18 protein-coding genes are annotated in these 20,867 nt (G+C 68.6%); 10 read left to right on the forward strand and 8 right to left on the reverse strand.

All coding sequences use genetic code 11. The features are described from left to right. Positions 1–155 precede the first annotated feature (155 nt). The gene (locus ABT115_RS03440) at positions 156–545 is read left to right on the forward strand and encodes a VOC family protein (protein WP_351783529.1); all 390 of its coding nucleotides are present in this window, start codon (positions 156–158) and stop codon (positions 543–545) included. Positions 546–617: 72 nt separating this feature from the next. On the opposite strand, the gene ABT115_RS03445 is transcribed toward ABT115_RS03440, so the two are convergent. Both ABT115_RS03445 and ABT115_RS03450 read right to left on the reverse strand, forming a co-directional pair. After that, the gene (locus ABT115_RS03445) at positions 618–1,517 is read right to left on the reverse strand and encodes a D-alanyl-D-alanine carboxypeptidase family protein (RefSeq protein WP_351783531.1); all 900 of its coding nucleotides are present in this window, start codon (positions 1,515–1,517) and stop codon (positions 618–620) included. Positions 1,518–1,648: 131 nt separating this feature from the next. Beyond that, positions 1,649–2,098, reverse strand: a complete 450-nt coding sequence (locus tag ABT115_RS03450; RefSeq protein WP_351783533.1) for an ATP-binding protein — start codon at positions 2,096–2,098, stop codon at positions 1,649–1,651. Positions 2,099–2,324: 226 nt separating this feature from the next. Here ABT115_RS03450 and ABT115_RS03455 point away from each other — a divergent pair, with 226 nt between their 5' ends. Together ABT115_RS03455 and ABT115_RS03460 are read left to right on the forward strand one after the other, a co-directional pair. Next, positions 2,325–3,215: a helix-turn-helix domain-containing protein gene (locus tag ABT115_RS03455; RefSeq protein ID WP_351783535.1), complete on the forward strand. Its 891-nt coding sequence runs from the start codon at positions 2,325–2,327 to the stop codon at positions 3,213–3,215. Then, a complete protein-coding gene (locus tag ABT115_RS03460) occupies positions 3,212–3,391 on the forward strand; it encodes a DUF397 domain-containing protein (RefSeq protein WP_351783537.1) in 180 nt (59 codons plus the stop codon). The genes ABT115_RS03455 and ABT115_RS03460 overlap by 4 nt, the downstream gene beginning before the upstream one ends. A gap of 33 nt (positions 3,392–3,424) precedes the next feature. Here the strand turns inward: ABT115_RS03460 and ABT115_RS03465 are convergent, their stop codons facing one another. Further along, the gene (locus ABT115_RS03465; RefSeq protein WP_351783539.1) at positions 3,425–4,381 is read right to left on the reverse strand and encodes a BRO-N domain-containing protein; all 957 of its coding nucleotides are present in this window, start codon (positions 4,379–4,381) and stop codon (positions 3,425–3,427) included. Positions 4,382–4,538: 157 nt separating this feature from the next. On the opposite strand from ABT115_RS03465, the gene ABT115_RS03470 reads away from it, so the two are divergent. Continuing rightward, on the forward strand, positions 4,539–5,246 hold the full coding sequence (locus ABT115_RS03470) for a GntR family transcriptional regulator (protein WP_351783541.1): 708 nt from the start codon (positions 4,539–4,541) through the stop codon (positions 5,244–5,246). After that, positions 5,243–6,553 (forward strand): MFS transporter, encoded by a 1,311-nt coding sequence (locus ABT115_RS03475; RefSeq protein WP_351783543.1) that lies wholly within the window; start codon positions 5,243–5,245, stop codon positions 6,551–6,553. Before ABT115_RS03470 ends, ABT115_RS03475 begins: the two co-directional genes overlap by 4 nt. Positions 6,554–6,633: 80 nt before the next feature. Here the strand turns inward: ABT115_RS03475 and ABT115_RS03480 are convergent, their stop codons facing one another. After that, entirely contained in the window at positions 6,634–7,458 is an 825-nt protein-coding gene (locus tag ABT115_RS03480; protein ID WP_351783545.1) for a maleylpyruvate isomerase family mycothiol-dependent enzyme, read from the reverse strand. Positions 7,459–7,788: 330 nt separating this feature from the next. Between ABT115_RS03480 and ABT115_RS03485 the strand changes: the two genes are divergently transcribed. Both ABT115_RS03485 and ABT115_RS03490 read left to right on the forward strand, forming a co-directional pair. After that, positions 7,789–8,589 (forward strand): carbon-nitrogen family hydrolase, encoded by an 801-nt coding sequence (locus ABT115_RS03485; protein ID WP_351783547.1) that lies wholly within the window; start codon positions 7,789–7,791, stop codon positions 8,587–8,589. A 180-nt stretch (positions 8,590–8,769) separates the two neighbouring features. Next, positions 8,770–10,596: an NHL domain-containing thioredoxin family protein gene (locus ABT115_RS03490; RefSeq protein WP_351783549.1), complete on the forward strand. Its 1,827-nt coding sequence runs from the start codon at positions 8,770–8,772 to the stop codon at positions 10,594–10,596. A gap of 93 nt (positions 10,597–10,689) precedes the next feature. On the opposite strand, the gene ABT115_RS03495 is transcribed toward ABT115_RS03490, so the two are convergent. The 4 genes from ABT115_RS03495 to ABT115_RS03510 all read right to left on the reverse strand — a co-directional run bounded on the left by ABT115_RS03495 (position 10,690) and on the right by ABT115_RS03510 (position 17,983). Then, the gene (locus ABT115_RS03495) at positions 10,690–11,448 is read right to left on the reverse strand and encodes a DUF4232 domain-containing protein (RefSeq protein ID WP_351783551.1); all 759 of its coding nucleotides are present in this window, start codon (positions 11,446–11,448) and stop codon (positions 10,690–10,692) included. Positions 11,449–11,628: 180 nt separating this feature from the next. Beyond that, positions 11,629–14,430: an AfsR/SARP family transcriptional regulator gene (locus ABT115_RS03500; protein ID WP_351783553.1), complete on the reverse strand. Its 2,802-nt coding sequence runs from the start codon at positions 14,428–14,430 to the stop codon at positions 11,629–11,631. Between the two features lie 155 nt (positions 14,431–14,585). Continuing rightward, positions 14,586–15,884, reverse strand: coding sequence for a M18 family aminopeptidase (locus tag ABT115_RS03505; protein WP_351783555.1), 1,299 nt, complete (start codon positions 15,882–15,884; stop codon positions 14,586–14,588). Between the two features lie 272 nt (positions 15,885–16,156). Beyond that, positions 16,157–17,983, reverse strand: coding sequence for an acyl-CoA dehydrogenase (locus ABT115_RS03510; RefSeq protein ID WP_351783557.1), 1,827 nt, complete (start codon positions 17,981–17,983; stop codon positions 16,157–16,159). Between the two features lie 171 nt (positions 17,984–18,154). On the opposite strand from ABT115_RS03510, the gene ABT115_RS03515 reads away from it, so the two are divergent. The 3 genes from ABT115_RS03515 (at position 18,155) to ABT115_RS03525 (ending at position 20,841) form a co-directional block, all read left to right on the forward strand. Further along, complete coding sequence (locus tag ABT115_RS03515) at positions 18,155–18,595, forward strand: SseB family protein (protein WP_072487501.1); 441 nt, start codon at positions 18,155–18,157, stop codon at positions 18,593–18,595. Positions 18,596–18,744: 149 nt separating this feature from the next. Beyond that, entirely contained in the window at positions 18,745–19,701 is a 957-nt protein-coding gene (locus tag ABT115_RS03520; RefSeq protein WP_351783559.1) for a pirin family protein, read from the forward strand. A gap of 84 nt (positions 19,702–19,785) precedes the next feature. Further along, entirely contained in the window at positions 19,786–20,841 is a 1,056-nt protein-coding gene (locus ABT115_RS03525) for an AI-2E family transporter (RefSeq protein WP_351783561.1), read from the forward strand. Positions 20,842–20,867: the final 26 nt, after the last annotated feature.

Raw genomic sequence — 20,867 nt, forward strand, 5'->3', positions numbered from 1 at the left:
GCCCACCAGTGCGTCCGGCCTTTGCCGCAGAGTGAGTTCGGCGAAAACGGTCTTTTTCAGCCTGACCTGTAACGGTGAGCAACTCTTTGAATCTGGTCAACGTGCCAATCCTTACCGGGAAATGGGCCGCAGAGGCTCGCTGTTAGGGTGGCCCGATGGCATCGGTCAAGAAGTTTCAAGTCACCTTCGACTGTGCAGAACCCGAGCGTGTTGCTCGTTTTTGGTGCGAGGCGTTGGGGTACGTCGTAACGCTGCCTTCTGAGGGACAGGGTTCATGGGCTGCGTGCTCCGATCCCACGGGTGAGGGCCCGCGCATGTATTTCCAGCAGGTTCCCGAGGGCAAGGTCGCCAAGAACAGGGTGCATCTCGACGTGCGGGCCGGTACCGGGCTCGTGGGTGCGGAGCGTCTGGCCACGCTTGAGGCCGAACGCGATCGGCTGGTCGCGCTCGGGGCGGTGTGCTTGAAGGTGCTGTATGCCGACGAGAACAACGAGTCGTGCATCAATATGCAGGACATCGAGGGCAACGAGTTCTGTCTCGACTGAGTATTTCTCCGGTACGGCGAGAGGGGGCCCGCGTGGCGCGGGCCCCCTCTTTGCGTGCGTTGCCGGGCCGGGCTACTTCTTGAAGGAGTAGTCCATGATCTTCTTCATGTCAGCGGTCCGGGTGGTCGCGCTGGTGGAGGCGAGTACGGTGCCGATGACCGTCTTGCCGTTGCGGGTCGAGGCGAAGACCAGGCAGTACTTGGCCGCCGGGCCGGAACCGGTCTTCACGCCGATCGCACCGCTGTAGCTGCTGAGCATCGCGTTGGTGTTGGACCACGACATGTAGCGGTAGCCACCGGACTTCGTGGTGACCTTCTGCTTGGTCGACTTGGTCTTCACGATTGTGCGGAACGTGGAGCTCTTCATCGCGCTGCTGGCGATCTTCGTCAGGTCGCGCGGCGTCGAGTAGTTCGAGCCATTGCTTATGCCGTCGAACGAGTCGAAGTGGGTGTTCTTCAGCCCGAGGGACTTGGCCTGGGCGTTCATCTTGCCGATGAACGACTTCACACGGGCCGCGCGGGTGGTGCCGGAGCCGAACTTGTCGGCCAGCGCGTAAGCGGCGTCGCAGCCGGACGGCAGCATCAGGCCGTACAGCAGCTGGCGGACGGTGACCTTGTCGCCCACGATGAGGCGGGCCGACGAGGCACCCTTGGAGACGATGTAGTCGCTGTACGCCTTCTGGATCGTGACCTTGGAATCCAGGTTGAGGTTCTTCTGCGACAGGACAACCTTGGCGGTCATGATCTTGGTGGTCGAGCCGGTGGAGCGACGGGTGTCCGCGGCCTTGCTGTACAGGGTCTTAGCGGTCCCGTTGTTCATCACGTAACCGCCTTTGGCGGTGATCGTGGGGGTGGGCAGCGTGGCAGCCTGCGCGGTGGAGGCGAATACGCTGCCCGAGATGACGGCACCCGCGGTGAGGGCCACGGTGGCAGCGGCGGAAACGCGATTTATGCCCTTGATGCCGATTTTCAACTTGAACGCTCCAAATGCCCCTGGAATGCGGCCATATGAGGTGCCGCTCAGTGGTGAGACTCATGAGGGGGGTGAATGGATGTACCGATTTCCGGGCTGACTTTGGGGCGTGTGCAGATGGCCGGGTGGTGTCAGGAGTGTGGTTGCGGTGACCCGGGGAGTGCGAGTTCGGCGAAGACGGTCTTGCCGACCGTGCGTTGTTCGACGCCCCAGTCGGCGGCCAGTGCGTCGACGATCAGCAGGCCCCGCCCGTAGCTCTCGTCGTCGGCGGGAGCGCGCAGCCCCGGCAGTCGTTCACCGCGCGGATCGGTCACCTCGATACGGAGTCTGGTCTCCGTGAGGATGAGACGGACCCGGAACAGTCGGTCCTGCAGGCATCTGTGCAGCAGTGCGTTGGTGGCCAACTCGTTGACCAGGATGGCTGTGTCGGACGCGAGGCGGGGGTGGCCCCACTCGCGTACGAGCCGTGCGGCGCGACGCCGACAGAGGGTGACGCTGCGGGCGTTCGGCGTGTAGTCGAGCCGGTCCTCGCGAAGTGCGGGTTCGGGTGTGGGCGCGGGGAGGGGCTGGGCTGCGGTCATGGACGCGCCTCTCGGTGTGGAGGGCGGTGGCAATGCCGGGCCTGCACGGGGGCAGGGCGGTGCGCTTCCGCCAACGGGTTTCGCTCGGTGGGTGGTTCGTCGCCGAACGTAGAGGTTGGCATATCTGGGATTCAAGGCTCTGGGAGATATATTCCCCATAGGAGTGGTGGGGTGCTGGGCGCGCAGCTCTTGCTGCGACACTGTTGACGTCGAGTGGGAGGGCGATATGCAGGCATCTGGCAATGGGGCAAAGGGAAACCGGGTCTCCACCGTGCTTGGCCGACGGCTGGGCGGAGATCTGCAGAGTTTGCGTGTAGCGGTCGGCAAGACTCAGCGTGAGGCGGCTGAAGCGCTCAGCGCGACGCCGACGAAGATCGTGAAGATGGAGAGCGGCTGGGTGCCGATCCGCGACCCCGACATCCGTGCCCTGTGCATGCTGTATGGCGTCGAGGACAGCAGGACTATCGCCGGGCTGCTGGACATCGCCAAGGCGGACCGCGAGCGCAGGAAGGTAAAGGGTTGGTGGAACGACACCCCGACCCTCGCCACGCAGGTGGAATACATCGCCATGGAAGATGCTGCCGTCAGGGTGAGACAGTGGCAAATGGCGCTTATCCCCGGCTTGTTCCAGACGGCTGAGTACACGCGAGCCATGGGCGTGGCGGACATGTCGTGGGACGACCTCGATCGGATCGAGGATGTTGTCACGGGGAGGGCCAAGCGACAGGCCAGGCTGTACGGCGATACGCCGCTGCGCATCCATGCGGTTATCTGGGAAGCAGCGCTGCACCAACTGATGGGCGGACCGTCAGTGATGGCACGCCAGTTGGCGCACCTGGGTCAGTTGGCCGAACTTCCGAATGTGCACATTCAGGTGCTGCCATTCCGCGCGGGCAGCCATCCTTGCATTGGCGGCCCCTTCAACGTCCTCTCCTTCGGAGAGGATGAAGCGGTGGACGTTGTGCACATGGACACCCCGAGGTCGACGATCTGGGTTGAAGACGCAGCCGAGAGCCAGGTCTTCGTGGACCTTTTCAACCAGGCATCGCGGATGAGCCTCTCGCCTTACGACTCAACGCAGTTCATCCAGCGCATCGAGAAGGAAATGAGCAGGTGAAGGTGTTCCACTTCCACAAGTCCAGTTACAGCGCCACGTCCAGCGAATGCGTGGAGGTCGCCCGCAACATCCCCCACACCGTCGCCGTCCGCGACTCCAAGAACGTCACCGGACCCGTCCTCGTCCTCACAGCCGCCGCGTGGGACGCCTTCCGGGACGGGCTCCGGCAGCCCTGACGGACGTACGGACGCACAAACGCCGCGCCCCCGCTACGGATGGTTCAGGACATAGACCGGTGCGCCGTCCACCGTGCCGCCCCGGGAGCGGATACAGGCGTGCTTGCGCATGAACCGCAGGCACTCGTTCACCCGCTGCACGGTGAGGCCGGTGCGGTCGGCGATGGACTCCAGGGGCTGGGACCACTCACCCTCCGCCGCCAGTACGGGGGCCATGGTGACGGCGACCGCCCAGACGTCCTCCGTCAAGGACATGCGTGACCTCCAGTCGTCGAGGACGGCCTCGGCGGTGGGGCGTACCGGTTGTGCGGGTACGACGGTCGCGGGCGGGACCAGGGCGGAGCCGTCGGCGAACAGGGTGTCGAGCCGGTCGGCGATCCGTTCCAGCGCGCGTGCCGTGGCCCGCTGCGCGAGGAGCGTCTCATGCTGTGCGGCTGCGAACTGCTCGTCCAGCTTGAGGTTCCGCTCTTCGAGCCGGACGATCGCGTCGGCGACCTGAGCCGGCAGTGCGTGGATGACGGGGGCGGTCACAGCCGGTTCCGAGTTGGCCGGTCGAGGACTGTCGAGACAGTAACTGCCGTCCCGCTGGACCGCGACGATGACGTCGACGACCCACTCCTTGAACGGTCTGCACGAGAGCTTCGTGCAGCCGTTGACGAGGTGGATCAGTCCCCGTAGATCGATGACTTGCAGGTCTCGACGCCACTCTCTACCTGCGGGAACGCTGAGACCGTGACTTCCAGTCACTGTCTCAAGAAAGTCTCGCATTTTCTCAGGAACGTGATCGCGAAGGGCCTTGTGCGGTGTCGTGTACCCCAACTGCCCGCACACGTCCACCGCCGGAAACCAGTGCTTTCCGTCCGGCATGGTCAGCCGTCGGACCCGGGCCCCTGTCGCTCCGTACACGAAGTCGTTGATGTCGATCGCGTCACGCCGTGCGGGTGTCCGCTCCACCCCGTCGGCCGCGCCCGGTGTGTTCTCCATGGTCATGTGAACCACCTCCGTGACGGAACGTAAAGCGGAGCAAATCGAATGTGCCACCGGAAGCAAAAATGTTCATCACTACGGGGCGGGCTCTCGGGGTTTCGCGCGTCCAGATCCTGGAGGGGCGAAGCATATGTACGCATGTTGTATCTATGCTGTGTGCATGCCTGTCGCGCCCCCTGCTGTGAAGCCCCCTGCGAATTCCGCCGCGAAGTCGACCGTGAAGTCTTCCCTCAAGCAGCCCCCCGCCGCCGAGCGCGTGTACGTCCATATCAAGGGGGCGGTCCTGGACCGCCGCTACGAGGGCGGCACGCTCCTCACCGAAGGTGAACTCGCCCAGGCGGTCGGTGTCTCCCGCACGCCCGTGCGTGAAGCGCTGCTGCGGCTGGAGGTCGAGGGGCTGATCAAGCTGTATCCCAAGAAGGGCGCTCTCGTTCTCGCCGTCTCCGCGCAGGAGATGGCCGATGTGGTGGAGACCCGGCTGCTAGTCGAAGAGTTTGCGGCCCGCAAGGCCGTGCCCGCCTCCGCGCAGTTGATCGGACGGCTCGAAGAACTTCTGGAGGAGCAGCGGCAGTTGGCCGAGGCCGGGGATCTGGCCGCGGTGTCCGTGAAGGACCGCTGCTTCCACGCCGAGATCGTGCGCAACGCGGGCAATGACATCCTCTCGCGCCTCTACGACCAGCTGCGCGACCGGCAGTTGCGGATGGGCGTCGCCGTGATGGAAGCGCATCCGGGGAGAATCGCCGCCAACATCGCCGAGCACGGTGAGCTGCTGGAGGCGATCAGGTCCGGTGACGCTGACGGTGCCGCGCACGTCGTGCGGCGTCATGTCAGCCGGGTCAGGGTGCTCGTCAGGGGTGAGGACCGGTGAGTTCTGCTGCCTCTCCCACCCTGTCCCTGCCCGGTGATCCACCTGGTGGTCGGCGTGCCGTGTGGGTCTGGGGCATCGGTGTCGCCGTCTACTTCGTCGCGATAATCTTCCGCACCAGTCTGGGGGTCGCCGGACTCGACGCCGCCGACCGGTTCCACGTCAACGCCTCCGCGCTCTCCACGTTCTCCATGCTTCAGCTGCTCGTCTACGCGGGCATGCAGATACCCGTCGGCCTGATGATCGACCGGCTGGGCACCAAGAAGGTTCTCGCCCTCGGGGCCGTCCTGTTCACCCTGGGGCAGCTCGGCTTCGCGCTCTCCCCGTCGTACGGCATGGCGCTGGCGTCCAGGGCGCTGCTCGGCTGCGGCGACGCGATGACGTTCATCAGCGTGCTGCGGCTCGGCGCCCGCTGGTTCCCGGCCCGGCGCGTTCCGCTGATCGGGCAGGTCGCCGCGCTCTTCGGGATGGCGGGCAACCTCGTCTCGACGCTCTTCATCGCGCCCGCCCTGCACGAATTCGGCTGGACCGCCACCTTCGTCGGCAGCTCCGCCGCCGGGGTCGTCGTCCTCGTCCTTCTTCTGCTGTTCCTGAAGGACCACCCCGAAGGGCACGAGCCGCCGCCCGTCGAGCGCGCGGGCGCCGCCTACGTACGCAAGCAGATCGCTGCTTCCTGGCGGGAGCCCGGCACCCGGCTCGGCATGTGGGTGCACTTCAGCACGCAGTTCCCGGCCATGGTGTTCCTGCTTCTGTGGGGACTGCCGTTCCTGGTGGAGGCGCAGGGGCTGAGCCGGTCCACCGCCGGTCGGCTGCTCACCCTGGTGGTGCTCTCCAACATGGTGTTCGGGCTGGTCTACGGGCAGATCATCGCCCGCCACCACGCGGCCCGTGCCCCGCTGGCCCTCGGGACGGTCATGGTGACGGCTCTGCTCTGGGCGTCGACCATCTTCTACCCGGGCGACCACGCCCCGATGTGGCTGCTGATCGTCCTGTGCGTGGTGCTCGGCGCCTGTGGTCCGGCCTCGATGATCGGTTTCGACTTCGCCCGGCCGGCCAACCCGCCGGAGCGCCAGGGCACCGCGTCGGGCATCGTCAACATGGGCGGCTTCACCGCCTCGATGACAACGCTGTTCGCCATCGGCGTGCTGCTGGACGCGACCGGCGACAACTACCGGATCGCGTTCGCCTCGGTCTTCGTACTGGAGGCGCTCGGCGTCGTACAGATTCTGCGGCTGTACTCCCGGGCCGCGCACCGCGAGCGGGACCACCATGTGATCAGCCGCGTGGAAGCCGTGCACGTACCCGCTTGACGTGCTTGTCGCGCCGGATCGGCGGCGCGCCCGTCCCGTACGACGGGCGCCGCCGACCACGGTGGCATGAGGCCGGAGCGTTACGGCGTCACGGCGAAGTTCTGCAGGATCGCCTCTGCCAGATCCTCGTCGCCCTCGACCTTGATCCGGTCCGCGACCGCCCCCGCGCGCACCCGCCCGCAGGCGAGGCGGTAGTACGTCTCCCAGTCCATCGCCAGCGTCACCGCGGGGCCGAGGGACGGCGAACCGTCCACCGAACCGCGGCCCTCCGCGTTGACCCTGACCGTGCGCAAAAACTCCAGCGGCCCGTGCACATCGATCACGACCGCAGAGTTGGGCGGCGCCCCCGCGTCCTTGGCGACCACCTTCGGCAGCCCGTCGAGCAGCGTGTCCTGGACGATGGTGGCGCCGGGGGAGTCCAGATTGCCGGGCTGCCCCAGCGTCGTCCGCAGATCCTGCTCATGCACCCAGACGTCGAAGGCCCGCATCCGCAGTGCCAGTTCGAGGGTCTGTTCGGCGCCGAGCGGCGCCCGGACCATGGTCTCGGGGTCACGTGTCTCGTTGCGCAGCTGACGTGCGCGGCGAATGATCGTGTACTCCAGCTCGGAGGTCATCTCCGGCGCGGTGTGGTGGCGCCGCACATCGACCTGCATCTCCATGTAGCGAGCGAAGTCGTTCTGGACGTGGTAGAGGTCGCGCGGCAGGCTGTGGATCGGGCGCGGGTCGCCGAGCTGCTCGCACTCCATGCCGATGACGTGCGAGACGATGTCACGCACCGACCAGGCAGGGCACGGCGTACGGCGGTTCCACTCTCCCTCGGCGAGTGGCTTCACCAGCTCGGCTATCGACTCGATGGAGTGGGTCCAGGCATCGGCGTAGGTCTGGAGGCTGGGATGGACGGTCACGTGACCCCTCGTGCGGTTCTGCGGTGCATGGGCTGGAGTGCTGGGCGCGGCGGCGGGCTGCGTGGGAGGTTCGATCGCTCAGAGCGTCTGGTGACCGGGGGGTGGCGTCACGGGGCTGGGCACGCACATCTGCGGCGTTGTCGTCGGTCACCAACGCTCCGCGTTGGCTCCCTCTTCCGCCTTGCAGCTGCACGCACCCAGCCCCGCTCCTTCTTCCACCCCCCAGTCGCCGGACGCTCTAAGTTACGCTGCGAGCAGGCACCCCGGCAGTGCTTTCGTGTGACGATCGTAGGCCCGTGTTGACGGCTTGAATGCCAGAACGGTGGTAGTGTGCGCGCCTCCCTCATCCAGATCGCGGTAGACCCGGACGAATCCGTCGAATTCCGTAGGCGGCGCGCGGCTTCGCTGATCGCGGCCCAGGGCGGTGCGGATCTGGTGGTCCTTCCCGAACTCTGGCCAGTCGGCGCGTTCGCGTATACCGCCTTCGCGGACGAGGCCGAGCCGCTCCAGGGGCCCACGCACGACATCATGTCGAAGGCCGCGGCCGATGCCGGGGTCTGGCTGCACGCGGGCTCTTTCGTCGAGCGCGCGGCTGACGGCACCCTCTACAACACCGCGCTCGTCTTCACACCCGACGGCGAGCTGGCCGCCGCGTACCGAAAGATCCACCGCTTCGGTTTCGACCAGGGCGAGGCGGTCATGATGGGCGCCGGCGAGGAGCTGGTCACGGTCGCCCTGCCACAGACCACCCTGGGCCTCGCCACCTGCTACGACCTGCGTTTCCCGGAAATGTTCCGTGGCCTGGTCGACGCGGGCGCTGAGACGCTGATCGTCGCGGCGGGCTGGCCGGAGCGACGCCGCGCTCACTGGACGCTGCTGGCCCGAGCCCGCGCCGTCGAGAACCAGTCGTACGTCCTGGCCGTCGGCACCGCGGGCACCCACGCCGGAATCCAGCAGGCCGGACACAGCATCGTCGTCGACCCCTGGGGCGAGGTGCTTGCTGAGGCGGGCGCGGACGAGGAGGTGCTCACCGTGGAGTTCGATCCGTCGAAGGTCGCCGCCACGCGCGAGCAATTCCCGGCGCTCAAGGACCGGCGGCTGGGGCTGGCCCCGCCAGAGACGGGCAAGTAGTCACGTTTCACGTGAAACGCGCCGAGGTCAGCCCACGTGCTCGGTGAAGACTGTGGGCCGACCATGACACGATCGAGCTAAACCGACCTCATACCTGCTCCCCAGCGAGCAGTTGCCAACCCTCCGGAATGTGTGGACCCTTCGGAATGTGTGCGGGCCACCGTGATGTTGACTGTTCCCATGGCAACACGTGCGCGCGTCAGGGCTCCCGAGCTGATCGGCAAGGGCGGCTGGCTCAATACAGGCGACCAGCAGTACACCCTCGCTGACCTGCGAGGACGCATTGTGATCCTGGATTTTTGGACCTTCTGCTGTGTGAACTGCCTTCATGTCCTCGATGAGCTGCGTGAGCTGGAGGAGAAGCACCGCGACACCGTCGTGATCATCGGTGTGCACTCGCCGAAGTTCGTCCACGAGGCCGAGCACCAGGCGGTCGTCGACGCCGTGGAGCGGTACGAGGTCCACCACCCGGTTCTCGACGACCCGGAACTGGCGACCTGGAAGCAGTACGCCGTACGCGCCTGGCCCACGCTCGTCGTCATCGACCCCGAGGGCTATGTCGTCGCCCAGCACGCGGGTGAGGGCCATGCGCACGCCATCGAGAAGCTGGTCGAGGAGCTGGAGGCCGAGCACGGCGCGAAGGGCACGCTGCGCCGCGGCGACGGCCCCTACGTCGCGCCCGAGCCGGTCGCCACGCATCTGCGGTTCCCCGGCAAGGTCCTGCTCCTGCCCGACGGCGGCTTCCTTGTCTCCGACACCACCCGCCATCGCCTGGTCGAGATCGAACGTGACAGTGAAACGGTTCGCCGTCACTTCGGTACGGGGGACAGGGGGTTCGCCGACGGCGGGCCCGACGAGGTCCGGTTCTCCGAGCCGCAGGGGCTGGCCGTGCTGCCCGACGGCCGGATCGCGGTCGCCGACACCGTCAACCACGCCATCCGCGCCCTCGACCTCACCACCGGGGTGACGACGACTCTCGCCGGCACCGGCCGTCAGTGGTGGCAGGGCTCGCCGACGACGGGCCCGGCCCGCGAGGTCGATCTCTCCTCTCCCTGGGACGTCGCCTGGTTCGCGGACCGGCTGTGGATCGCCATGGCGGGCGTGCACCAGCTGTGGACGTACGACCCTGCTACGGGGACGGTGCGGGTCGCGGCGGGCACGACCAACGAGGGCCTGGTCGACGGACCGGCTGACGAGGCCTGGTTCGCCCAGCCGTCCGGGCTCGCCACATCGGCCGACGGGGAGCGGCTGTGGGTCGCGGACTCGGAGACGTCCGCCCTGCGGCACGTCGAGCGCGACGGCCCCGGCTTTGCCGTCCGTACAGCCGTCGGAAGTGGCCTCTTCGACTTCGGACACCGCGACGGTGCAGCGGATCAGGCCCTGTTCCAGCACCCGCTGGGGGTGACAGCTCTGCCCGACGGGTCCGTCGCCGTCTGCGACACGTACAACCACGCGCTGCGGCGTTACGACCCCGCGAGCGGCGAGGTCACCACCCTGGCCACGGATCTGCGCGAGCCCAGCGACGCCGTGTTGGCCGAAGGCGATCTCGTCGTCGTCGAGTCCGCCCGGCACCGGCTGACCCGGCTGCGGCTCCCGGAGGAGGCCGTACGCGTCGCCGACCAGGCACACCACACGCAGCGCGCGGCCACCGAGATCGCCCCGGGCACGCTCCGGCTCGATGTGGTCTTCCAGGCCCCCGCCGGACAGAAGCTGGACACCCGGTACGGTCCCTCGACCAGGCTGCTGGTCTCGTCGACCCCGCCGGAACTGCTGGCGGAGGGCTCGGGCCCCGGTACCGACTTGTTCCGCGACCTGGTCCTCGCCGACGGTGTCACCGAGGGGGTCCTGCATGTGTCCGCGATGGCGGCGTCCTGCGACGACGACCCTGCGAACGAGTACCCGGCCTGCCATGTCCACCAGCAGGACTGGGGCGTCCCCGTCCACGTGACCGCGGAAGGAACGCCCCGGCTGCCGCTGGTGCTGGCGGGGATGGACGAGCAGGCCTGACGGCACGCGAAGACCCGGATACGGAGGGCCTGCTGCGCCGGGTGCGGCGGGGGGGGCAGGTCACGCGAGGCCCGTCGTACGGCTCTCAGCGGGTCAGGAGGTGCCCGCCTGCTTCATGGAGCTCACCGCTTCGGCAACCGTGCTCTGGTACAGGCCCAGCTTCGGATCGCGCACCTTCACATCGGGGCCGAGCGCGAAGTTCTGCGTGTCCGCGTTGGGCATGTGGTCGCCGTCGGCGAGCACGTTCATCTCGTCGATCCAGGTCAGACCGTTCGCACCGCTCGGGTTGAGGTCGATCACCGCGATGGCGGCCGTCTTGGGCTTGACCGGGTACGCGGGTGCGCCGCCCAGGCCGCCGGGAACGGCCGGCGTGATGTCGGAGCTGCGGTCCGAGGCCTTCGCGGCGCCCAGGCTGACCCGCGGGAAGTAGCTCAGGCCGCAGGAGTTCGCGCCGACGTTGTTGACCTCGATCACGTGCTGGGTGGCCGAGCCCTCGCGGGGGTACACACGCACCGACAGGTCCTCGCTCTTGCACGGGTGCGTGTAGGCGTAGCTGTCGCTGGTGTTGCCGCCCGTCCCGGTGCTGCCGTTGGACGTGCCGGTCTTCGAGGCGCCCGTCTTCGTGGCTCCAGTGTTCTGCCCGGCACCGCCGGTCTTCGCGCTGCTCGTGGTCGCCGCGTCGCCGGCGGGCTGGGAGGCGTTCGTCGAGGCGGCAGCCGCTGCGGCGTCGCTCGCCGGGCCGGCGGACTTCGTGCCGGTGCCGTCGTTGCCGCCGCAGGCGGTGAGGGCCAGGGCGAGCACGGCGGTGGTCGCGGCGGCGAGGGCGGCGGAGCGGTTGCGGAAGGTACTCATGGAATTCCCCCGAGTGTGACGAGTGCGATACGGGGCGGACGCCCCAGTCATGTGGCGAACGCCTCTGACCTGCTGACATCCATGAGTCTGGGGTCCGTCGCTCATGTTCCGCTGACCTCCCACTGACGTCCCGCTGACGTCCGGGACCGTCACTCTCACGTCACCGCGCGGGCGTACCGCTCAGCCGCTGTCGGTGAGCCGCCGGACCGCCTCTTCGTACCGCCTGCGGTACTCCGTCCGCGCCGTGACCCGCAACAGCGCTTCGAGCGCCCGGACCGCACCCTCGTCGTAGCCGACGCCTTCCGCCTTCCCGGCCGCCAGGTCCAGCAGCTGGATGCCGTCGTCCTCCTCGCCGAGTGCCAGCCGGGCCTCGCCGCTGACGGTCAGCAGCAGCACACGGCGCGCGGCCTCCTCGTGCTCGGGCCCGAGGTCGAGTGCCGTCCGGGCGGAGCGAAGGGCGTCCTGCGGGCGGTTGGCAGTGAGCTGCATCCGGGCGAGGTGCTGCAGGGCGAGCATCTCGGTGTGCGCGTCGGATTCCTCGCGGGCCAGGCGGACGGCCCGTTCGCAGCGCTTCAGCGCCGCGTCGAGTCCGCCCTGTTCCGCCTGGACGATGGCCAGGTTGATCAGCGCGGTCGCCTCGCCGAGCCGGTCACCGGCCTGCCGGGCGAGGGCGGGCGAGCGTTCCAGCAGGGTGACGGCCTCGGCGGTCCTGCCCTCCTCGGTCAGCACCCAGCCCAGCAGATTGAGGACCCGTGACTCGGCGTACGGATCGCTCTCGGTGCGGGCGGAGTCCAGCGCCAGTTCCAGCAGCGGGGCCCAGCCGTCCCGTACCCGCCAAACCACCTGCGGCCACTGGAGCAGAATGATCCGCCAGGCCCGGTCGTCGAGCCCAGCGGTCCGGGCCGCGACGGCGGCCAGGGCCAGATCGTCGCGTTCGGCAGCCAGCCAGCTCATCGCCGCCGCCCGGTCGGTGAAGTCCCTGACGGCGGCGGGGCAGTGGTAGTCGTCCGGCAGGACGAAGCAGGGCTCGCCGCCGGGTTCGGCTGTGTCGGCGGCGGCGAGTGCCGTGGCGATGTAGTGGTCGAGGACGCCGACGAGGGCTTTTGGCCCGGACGCGGGGTCCAGACCGCGGGCGTACAGACGGACCAGATCGTGCAAAACCCAGCGCCCGGGCGCCGTCTCGGTGACGAGGTGGGCGGTGGCGAGCCGTTCCAGCGCCGCTGTGGCAGCGACCGGGTCCGTGCCGGCGAGCGCGGCGGCCGTGTACGGGTCGAAGTGGCTGCCGGGGTGGTGGCCGAGCCGGGTGAACTGGTGGACGGCGTCCGGCGGCAGCTGCTGCACGGTCAGCCGCAGCGCGGCCGAGACACCGGTGTCGTCCACGTCGAGGTACATCAGCCGGCTGCGTTCGTCGGAGAGTTCGTCGGCCAGTCCGGCCAGCGTCCACTGCGGGCGCCCCGCCAGCCGGGCCGCGGTGACGCGCAGGGCGAGCGGCAGGCCGCCGCAGAGCTCGGCTAGTCGGCGGGCCGCCACCGGTTCGGCGAGGACTCGTTCCTCGCCGAGGACACCGGCCAGCAGGCCCGTGCTGTCCTGCGGTTCGAGTATGTCGAGCGGGACGGGACGCGCCGCGTCCGAGGCGATGAGGCCTTCCAGCCGGTGCCGGCTGGTGACCAGCGTGACGCAGTCGGTGCCGCCCGGCAGCAGTGTCCTGACCGTGGCGGAGTCGCGTGCGTTGTCGAGGACGACAAGCAGCCGGCGCCGGTCGGTCAGGGACCGGAAGAGCGCCGCTGCGGCGGGGACGGATTCGGGGACACGGCGCGGTGCGACGCCGAGCGCCAGCAGGAAATCACGCAGCACTTCGATGAGCGCGGGCTCACCGGTGTCGCTGAATCCGCGCAGATCGGTGAAGAGCCGTCCGTCCGGGAAGGCGGCGGGGTTGCGGTGCGCCCACTGGAGGGTCAGCGCGGTCTTTCCTACGCCGGCCGGTCCGGTGACCAGACAGACGGGTGCCTCGCCGGCCGCGGCCCGGGTGAGCGCGGCCAGTTCGGCAACCCGCCCGTGGAAGCCGCGGGGTGCGCGGGGCAGCAGATCGGTGGGGTGCGGCTGGCCGCCGAGGGGCGGCAGGGGGAGGGGGCGGGGTGACGGCGGGCCGGGAGCGCTGGGGGTGCCGGTTTCCGCCCCGACCTCCGTGGTGCCGGTCGAGTCGTCCGAGGGAGCTGCCGGTTCGGTCCGTGCGTCCGGCTCGGGGGCACCGCGCAGGATCAGTGCGTATGCGTCGGCGAGTTCGTGCCCAGGGTCGATTCCCAGCTCGTCGGCGAGCAGCCGCCTGGTGCGGTGGAACCAGTCCAGTGCCTCCGACTGACGCCCCGCCCGGTACAGCGCCGCCATCAGGGCTGCCGCCAGCGACTCCCGCATCGGATGCGCGACCGCTTCCGCCCGCAGCGTCGCCGCGGCCCGGCTGTGCTCCCCCAGCGCCGCGTAGGCCCGCGCCAGTTGCTCGACCGCCGCCAGCCGCGACTCCTCCAGCGAGTGAGCGGCGGCTTGGAGCGGCGGCCCGGCGAACGCGCCGGTGAGCGCCGGGCCCTGCCACAGGGACAGGGCGTCCTTGAGCATCAATACGGCGTCGGCGGGGCTGCGTTGTTCCCGAGCCAGTACCAGCAGCTCCTCGAACCGGTACGAGTCCAGCAGGGTTTCCGGTATTCGCAGCACATACGCGTCGCCGAGCGTGACCAGTTCCACCCCGTAGGCTTCCGCGTCCGCGCCGACCAGGAGGGCGCGCAGCTGCGACACGTGCCCCTGGATGACGCTACGGGCGTGCAGCGGCGGTGCCTCGTCCCACAGGGAGTCCGTCAACCGGGCCATGGACACCGGTGTGTTGGCGGACAGCAGCAACGCGGCGAGCAGGCTGCGGCGTTTGGCGGGACCGAGCGGCAGCGGCCCGGTGCGCGTATCCACGGAGACGGTGCCGAGCAGCCGGAACTCCACGTACGGCTTCCCTTCCGGGCGAGGTGCGCCCGGCGTGGGGCACGGGCGAAGTCCCAGAATATCGGGAGGTTCCGTCGAGCCGACGAAGGGTTACCGGCCAGTTCGCGGAGCGCGGCCGTGGGGTGGGAGCCGGGGCGCGCCCACCCGACAGCCTCTCAGCCGGCCAGGAACGCCGCCAGCGCGTTGGCCAGCAGATACGGGTCGTCCGCGCCGCACAGTTCACGGGCGCTGTGCATCGACAGGATCGCGACGCCGATGTCCACGGTCTGAATGCCGTGCCGGGCGGCGGTGATCGGGCCGATCGTGGTGCCGCACGGCATCGAGTTGTTGGAGACGAACGTCTGCCAGGGCACGTCCGCCTGCTGGCACGCCGCCGCGAACACGGCCCGGCCGCTGCCGTCGGTCGCGTACCGCATATTGACGTTGACCTTGAGGATCGGTCCGCCGTTGACCATCGGGTGGTGGGTCGGGTCGTGGCGCTCGGCGTAGTTGGGGTGGATCGCGTGGCCGGTGTCGGAGGAGAGACAGACGGTTCCGGCGAAGGCCCGGGCGCGGTCCTCGTACGTACCGCCGCGGGCGAAGACGGAGCGTTCCAGAACCGTGCCGAGCAGCGGCCCGTCGGCGCCGGTGTCGGACTGCGAGCCGTTCTCCTCGTGGTCGAAGGCGGCCATCACCGGGATGTACGGAAGCTCGGAGTCCGGCTGCCCGGCGACGGCGACCAGCGCGGCGGTCGCCGCGTGCACGGACAGCAGGTTGTCCATCCTGGGCCCGGCCAGCAGCTCGCGGTCCCGGCCCAGGTAGGCGGGCGGTTCGACGGCGTGCAGCATCAGGTCCCAGCCGGTCACGTCCTCGGCGTCGACGCCCGCTTCCTCCGCAACGAAGCGGATCAGGTCGCCCTCCTCGACGTCCCCGAGCCCCCAGATCGGCTGCATGTGCTTCTGCCGGTCGAGCTTCAGACCGTCGGTGTTGGACGACCGGTCCAGGTGCACGGCCAGCTGCGGCACGCGCAGGAGCGGCTGGTCGATGTTCACCAGCCGGTGCGTGCTGTCGCGCAATGAGATCCGGCCGGCGAGACCGAGGTCCCGGTCGAGCCAGGTGTTGAGGAGCGTCCCGCCGTAGATCTCCACCGCGACCTGCCGCCAGCCGTACGCCCCGGTGTCCGGGAGCGGCTTGACCCGCAGATTCGGCGAGTCGGTGTGCGCCCCGACGATCCGGTACGGGGTGTGCGCCGCGGCGCCCTCCGGCACGTACCAGGCCACGATCGCACCGCCGCGCAGGACGTACTTCCCCCCGCTGGTGCCGTCCCAGGCCGCGGTCTCCTCGACCTGTCGGAAGCCGGCCTTCTCCAGCCGCCCGGCCGCGGTGGCCACGGCGTGGTACGGGGAGGGGGAGGCCATCAGGAAGGCCATCAGATCGTCGGTGTGACCGCGGTCGAAGCGGAGGGAGGAACTCATGTTCCTCACTGTAACGAGGCCGCACCGGCCGGATTCACCGTCGCCCCGCGGCCGGGGTCGCGGGACGTCCGCGGAGCCGGGGCGCGTGCGGGGAGGCCGGGCCTACAACTGGTCGATGGCGGTGAGGTCGATGTCGCACGGGTCGGAGAGCTTCAGGCGGTCGACGGGATTCTGAGCGCTGCAGCCAGCGTACCCAGCTGATACGACAGCACCGCCACCCGAAAGCGTGTCCGGGTGACGGTGCGTGTTGCGATCGTGAGCGGGGGCGGAGGCTAGAACGCTGCCTCGTCCAGCTCCATCAGCGAGTTGTCGACGGACTCGGCGAGCGCGCGCTCGGTGGAGACGCCCGGCAGGACGTTCGCGGCGAAGAACTTCGCGGCGGCGATCTTGCCCTGGTAGAAGGCGACGTCCTTCGCGGAGGCGGTGGGCAGCTTCTCGACCGCCACGGCCGCGCCCTTGAGCAGCAGGTAGCCGACGACGACATCGCCGGAGGCCATCAGCAGGCGGGTGGTGTTCAGGCCGACCTTGTAGATGTTCTTGACGTCCTCACCGGTCGCGGTGAGGTCGGTGATCATCGTGCCGACGATCGCCTCCAGGTCCACGGCCGCCTTGGCGAGCGAGTCCAGCGCACCGGACAGCTCCCCGTCGCCCTGGGCGCCGGCCAGGAACTTCTTGATCTCTTCGGAGAGGGCGTTCAGCGAGGCACCCTGGTCGCGGACGATCTTCCGGAAGAAGAAGTCCTGGCCCTGGATGGCCGTCGTGCCCTCGTACAGCGTGTCGATCTTGGCGTCACGGATGTACTGCTCGATCGGGTACTCCTGGAGGTACCCGGAGCCGCCGAACGTCTGCAGCGACTGCGCCAGCTGCTCGTACGACTTCTCGGAGCCGTAGCCCTTCACGATCGGGAGCAGCAGGTCGTTGAGGCCGTGCAGCGCCTTGGCGTCCTCGCCCGCGGCCTCCTTCTCCTGGATCGCGTCCTGGACGGAGGCGGTGTACAGCACGAGGGAGCGCATGCCCTCCGCGTACGCCTTCTGCGTCATGAGTGAGCGGCGCACGTCGGGGTGGTGCGTGATGGTGACCTTGGGGGCGGTCTTGTCCATGAACTGCGACAGGTCCGAGCCCTGGACGCGCTCCTTGGCGTACTCCAGCGCGTTCAGGTAGCCGGTCGACAGGGTCGCGATGGCCTTCGTGCCGACCATCATGCGGGCGAACTCGATGATGCGGAACATCTGGCGGATGCCGTCGTGCTTGTCACCGATCAGCCAGCCCTTGGCGGGGTGCTGGTCGCCGAACGTCATCTCGCAGGTGTTGGACGCCTTGAGGCCCATCTTGTGTTCGACGTTCGTCGCGTACACGCCGTTGCGCTCGCCCAGCTCGCCCGTGGTCCAGTCGAAGTGGAACTTCGGGACCATGAAGAGCGAGAGGCCCTTCGTACCGGGGCCTGAGCCCTCGGGGCGGGCCAGCACGTAGTGGATGATGTTCTCGGACATGTCGTGTTCACCCGAGGTGATGAAGCGCTTCACACCCTCGATGTGCCAGGAGCCGTCCTCCTGCTCGACGGCCTTCGCGCGGCCCGCGCCGACGTCCGAGCCGGCGTCGGGCTCGGTCAGCACCATCGTCGAGCCCCACTGCTTCTCGACGGCGATCTCGGCGATCTTCTTCTGCGCCTCGTTGCCCTCGTCGAAGAGGATGCCTGCGAATGCCGGGCCCGAGGAGTACATCCAGACGGCCGGGTTCGAGCCGAGCAGCAGCTCCGCGTAGGACCAGATCAGGGAGCGCGGGGAGGTGGTGCCGCCGATCTCCTCGGGCAGGCCCAGGCGCCAGTACTCGGAGTCCATGAAGGCCTGGTAGGACTTCTTGAAGGAGGCCGGGACCGGTGCGGTGTTGGTCTCCGGGTCGAAGACCGGCGGGTTGCGGTCGGCGTCGGCGAACGAGTCGGCGAGCTCGTTCTCGGCGAGGCGGTTGACCTCGTCGAGGATGCTCTTCGCGGTCTCGACGTCCATCTCCGCGAACGGTCCGGTGCCGTACAGCTTGTCGCGCCCGAGGACCTCGAAGAGGTTGAACTCGATGTCGCGGAGATTCGACTTGTAGTGCCCCATGGGAAGGCTCCGTAATCAATAGCAGTGGCGCACAGCGCCCCGGGAAGGGGTATGGGCCGGGCGGGCGACGAGCTGGCGGTACGTATATCAGCTGACCTCTCCGATGATGCTACCCGCCAGTAATAAGACGCAACCCCTCCAGGGCCGATGTGTCCGATTACTCTTTGCGGCATGTACGGCTACGACCAGAACCCGGGTGCACAGCAGCAGATGGGTGGCGGCTACGGCGAGCAGCCGCTGTATCCCGAGCCCTCGCCGCCGTCCCTGGGGGACGCGGTACGTGCCTTCACCACCGGCTCGCTGTCCGCCGAGGACTTCCAGCAGATCTTCGCGACGTCGAAGGTCTACTGCCCGCGTGGCGACAATCCAGGATTCCTCGCGCTGCACAACACCCAGCAGCCGGTGATCCCGATGTTCACCACGCTCAAGGAGCTGCGGCTGTACGCGGGCAAGGAGTCCAAGTACTTCGTGATCACCGGGGCCGAGGTGATCGACCTGCTGCCGACCGGCTATGGCTTCGTCCTCGACATGGAGGGCGAGCACCGCATGGTCTTCGACGCCAAGGCCGTGGAGCAGATGGTCGACTTCGCGATGCGCCGTATGTACGGCTGACGTCCGGATCTTTCCGAGAAGGGGCCCGTACCGCGCCGCGGTACGGGCCCCTTCTCGTCGTCGTGGCCGGTGCGGGAATGAATGACGCCTTGCGGGATGTTCACCATTCAACTAAATTGGGGCTCAGGACAATCCCGGAGGTGGCTCCCATGCCCGCAGTGACCGTTGAAAACCCGCTGACCCTGCCCAAGATCGCCGCCTCGGGCGACGCCACAGCCCGTCCCGTGCTCGCCGTCACCACGGCGCCGAGCGGTTTCGAGGGCGAGGGCTTCCCGGTTCGCCGTGCGTTCGCCGGGATCAACTACAAGTACCTCGACCCGTTCATCATGATGGACCAGATGGGCGAGGTGGAGTACGCGGCCGGAGAGCCGAAGGGCACCCCCTGGCACCCGCACCGCGGCTTCGAGACCGTCACGTACCTGATCGACGGAACCTTCGTCCACCAGGACTCCAACGGTGGCGGCGGCACCATCCGCAACGGCGACACCCAGTGGATGACCGCCGGATCCGGCCTCCTCCACATCGAGGCGCCGCCGGAGTCCCTCGTGATGTCGGGCGGCCTCTTCCACGGCCTCCAGCTCTGGGTGAACCTGCCCAAGGCCGACAAGATGATGGACCCCCGCTACCAGGACATCCGCGGCGGCCAGGTCCAGCTCCTCGCCTCCCCGGACGGCGGCGCGCTGCTCCGCGTCATCGCCGGTGAGCTCGACGGGCACGAGGGCCCCGGTATCACCCACACCCCGATCACGATGATCCACGCCACTGTCCGTCCCGGCGCCGAGGTGACCCTGCCGTGGCGCGAGGACTTCAACGGACTCGCGTACGTGCTCGCCGGACGCGGCAGCGTCGGTGCGGAGCGGCGCCCCGTACACATGGGGCAGACCGCGGTGTTCGGCGCCGGTTCCTCGCTGACTGTCCGCGCGGACGAGAAGCAGGACGGCAACGCTCCGGACCTGGAGGTCGTCCTGCTCGGCGGCCGTCCGATCCGAGAGCCGATGGCGCACTACGGGCCGTTCGTGATGAACAGTCAGGCCGAATTGAAGCAGGCCTTCGAGGACTTTCAGGCCGGCCGTCTCGGTACGGTGCCCGCGGTTCACGGAATGTAACAGCTGTGGCTGAAATGTGACAATCTAGCACCCGTACGGCAGTGCAGGCGGGACATCGCACCCGTACTGTGATCGGGTGGGAGGGTGCAAAATCAGAAGCCCCTCCTGCCCGATGCCGCGCGGCGCACAGCGGCCTGGTGCGGTGTCGTTCTCCTGGTCACCGGGGTCGCGGCGGTCGCCGTCTGGCTGTGCGTCGTCTTCAAGACCGCGGTCACCCCCATCCTGCTCGCGCTGCTCGGTACGGCGCTGCTCGGTCCGGTCCACCGCTGGCTGACCGTCCGCGGAATGAACCGCTCGCTGGCCGCCGGGCTCACCTGCGTCCTGCTCGTCGCGGTGGTCGGCGGCGCCGGATACATCGTCGTCACCGCGCTCGTCGACACCGGCGAGCAGATCGTCCGCTCCCTGAAGGACGCCGGGCAGTGGGTCGTCGACCACTTCGGCATCAGCAAGAACACCAATTTGAACGACGTCGTCGCCAACGCCCAGAAGCTTGCCGAGAAGTTCGGGGCGAGCGCCGCGGGCGGGATTCTCTCCGGGATCAGCCTGATCGGCTCGCTGATCGCGACCAGCGTCCTCGCCCTCCTGCTGACCTTCTTCTTCCTGCGCGACTCCGACCGGGCCGTGAACCTCGCCCACTCGGTCGCCCCGCGCGGTACCGGGGAACAGGTCGAGGCCATGGGGCGGCGGGCCTTCGAAGCCGTCCAGGGTTTCATGCGCGGCACCACGTTCATCGCCATGATCGACGCGACCTGCATCACCATCGGTCTGCTGATCCTGAACGTCCCCGGCGCGGTGGGGCTGGGTGCGCTGGTTTTCGTCGGTGCCTACATCCCCTATCTCGGGGCGTTTCTCTCCGGCGCGGTCGCGGTCCTGGTCGCGTTCGCCGACCGGGGGTTCGTGATCGCGCTCTGGGCGCTGGGGGTCGTGCTCGCGGTACAGGTGCTGGAGGGACACGTCCTGCAGCCGATGATCCAGAGCCGAACGGTCCAGATGCACCCCGCCACCATCATGATCGCGCTCACCGCGGGCGCCAGCGTTGCGGGCCTGCTGGGCATGCTGCTCGCGGTACCGGCCTGCGCGGCGGCCTTCGGCATCGTCGGTGAACTGCGCGGAGGGCGTTCCGGCCCGCCAGCCACCTGAGAGGCTGCCGGGTGGGGCAGCCGCGA

It is taken from the genome of Streptomyces sp. NPDC001832, from assembly GCF_040297265.1.
GTDB lineage: Bacteria > Actinomycetota > Actinomycetes > Streptomycetales > Streptomycetaceae > Streptomyces.